Raw genomic sequence first — 1,573 nt, 5'->3', positions numbered from 1 at the left:
TTTTCCATAAGAAAATGATTTTTCATTTCAAGAGGCACTGGAGTCAGTCACTAAATCATTGTTCGAACTCGATAAGCGCTCTGTTTTACTGAGTGATATTGCTGCAAGACACCCTGAGTTGGAAGGAAATCACATGGAGTCGGGGGTTGTTATCAACCTTACAGGAGCTAACAAAGATTATCCTTGTCAAAAGAAAACCGTACTTTATTTTAATTTAGATCCGAATTTAGGTGAGATTGAAATTCTGCATCGCATGGAGCTGAACAGAGATGATTCCTTACTGAAAGAGCTTATGTCGCATTGTACTCAACATCTCGTTAATATCCTTATTCAGTTAATTAATCATCCTTTTGTAAGCGCAAGAAAATTTTGTTTTTGACCCAAGCAGAACGTTATAATTTATTACAGGTGTGGGGAAAAGGAAAAACTAGATATCTTCCTGAAAAATCACTGACAGTGCTTTTTGATACACAGGTTGTTAACCATCCCCATAAAATAGCTGTTTATTTTGGTCATTTGTCAGTAACTTATCTGGAATTGAATGAACTCGCTGAGCGAGTTGCTAATCGAATACGGCAGCAACGACTTCCTCAACAACGTTTTATCGGGTTGTATCTTCATCGAAGTATAGAGATGCTTGCTGTTATACTGGGTATTTTAAAGGCAAATTGTTCTTATGTACCCCTTGATACAAAATATCCTTTGTTAAAAATAGAACAAATTGTTGAAGATGCTAATCTTTCTTGCCTTTTTATTCAACAAAAATCAGTGGAACAATTTAACGATTTTTTAAACAAAAAGAGAAAAAATTGAATTGTTAACTGTAGAGGCTATTTTATCGACACCTCAAGAAATCCATGAGCAGGTTGAAGACAGTTTAACAATGGCAGATAAGACTGCTTATGTTATGTTTACTTCTGGTACTACAGGAAGGCCAAAGGGAGTTGTTGTTACACATAAGAACGTTATTAATTATTGCAAGTGGTTCACTGAGACAACACATTTTGATGAAAAGTGTACTATTGATTTTTCTTCATCTATTGCGTTTGATCTCTCTGTACCTTGTACCCTTGCTCCTTTATTAGTGGGTGGTTCTATTGCTATAGCCACAGATGCTCAAAAAACAAATCCACAACATTATCTGACTCATCTTAAAAAACACCAAATCACTCATACAGAGTTAACCCCTGGTTATCTTGAAATGTTATTGAATTATCCCGAGGAAGTGATTGATTTAGTTCATTTGCGTTATTTGTTACTTGGTGCAGATGTAGTTCTAAGTACCGATGTGAAACGATGGTTATCGTTATGCCCCCATCATCAAGTGATCAATGAATATGGGCCTACAGAAACTACAGTATCAGTAACCTCCTATTTTGTGAATAAAGATGAATTGGATAATGAGACATCAGTTCCTATCGGACGACCAGCTTTTAATTCGACCGGTTATGTTCTCGATCGATATAAAAATCTATGTCCTTTTGGTGTAAAAGGAGAGTTGTATATTGGTGGCGCTCAAGTCACCAAAGGTTATCTTGATCGACCTGATTTAACACAAGAGAAATTTATCCAT

At 36.0% G+C, this 1,573-nt stretch carries 3 protein-coding genes; all 3 read left to right on the top strand.

Annotated features, from left to right (window positions below):
* The first annotated feature begins 58 nt into the window (after window positions 1-58).
* Window positions 59-379: a hypothetical protein gene (locus BN58_RS16345; RefSeq protein WP_019217743.1), complete on the top strand. Its 321-nt coding sequence runs from the start codon at window positions 59-61 to the stop codon at window positions 377-379.
* Window positions 370-813 (top strand): AMP-binding protein, encoded by a 444-nt coding sequence (locus tag BN58_RS36510; RefSeq protein WP_019217742.1) that lies wholly within the window; start codon window positions 370-372, stop codon window positions 811-813. Before BN58_RS16345 ends, BN58_RS36510 begins: the two co-directional genes overlap by 10 nt.
* Before the next feature lies 1 nt (window position 814).
* The coding region (locus BN58_RS16335) for an AMP-binding protein (protein WP_019217741.1) at window positions 815-1,573 on the top strand (759 nt) is incomplete at its 3' end.

It is taken from the genome of Legionella tunisiensis, from assembly GCF_000308315.1.
GTDB classification, from domain to species: Bacteria; Pseudomonadota; Gammaproteobacteria; order Legionellales; family Legionellaceae; genus Tatlockia; species Tatlockia tunisiensis.
This window is presented reverse-complemented; position numbering and strand designations above follow the sequence as displayed.